This window comes from Vibrio sp. 1249-1, from assembly GCF_033340495.1.
Window position 1 is genome coordinate 1 of record NZ_JAWOWJ010000869.1, and the last position, 582, is coordinate 582.

The 582-nt window shown below is 48.5% G+C and carries 1 protein-coding gene; it reads right to left on the reverse strand.

The window, feature by feature from the left end; all coding sequences use genetic code 11:
- Window positions 1-582 (reverse strand): tRNA pseudouridine(65) synthase TruC (gene truC / locus R7Z50_RS29380; RefSeq protein WP_318150000.1); only part of this gene is annotated, 582 nt, incomplete at both ends.

Below are 582 nucleotides of genomic sequence, written 5' to 3' on the forward strand. Positions count from 1 at the left end.
GGTACGGTACAACTTGTTGTGCTTGCCATCACCGTGTGTCGTATCACCAACGATTGGATGACGTAGGTGAGCCATGTGACGACGCAACTGATGCTTACGCCCTGTCTTTGGCTTCATTTCCATCAAACAGTAGCGCGTTGTTGGGAACTTGCCCGTCGAATAAGGCACTTCCACTTTCGCCAGTGGTTTGTAAGCGGTTACGGCCTCTTGAGCTTCTTTCTCTTGGGAGGCGAACTTATCTGCAATTTTGTCTAGTTCGACTTTTAACGCGTAATCTAAAACGCCCTCTTCCTCAATCCAACCACGGACAATCGCGTGATAGGTCTTCTCCATTTTGTGCTCAGCAAACATAGGCATCACTTGAGAAGCCACTTCACTGGAGAGCGCAAACACCAAAACGCCAGAAGTCGGACGATCCAAGCGATGCAACGGAAAGACATGCTGACCAATTTGGTCTCGCAGAGTCTGCATGACAAACTGAGTTTCGTGTTTATCTAGCCAACTGCGATGAACCAACATGCCGGCGGGCTTGTTCACCGCAACAAAATACTCATCTTGATAAACAATCTCCAACTCTACTGG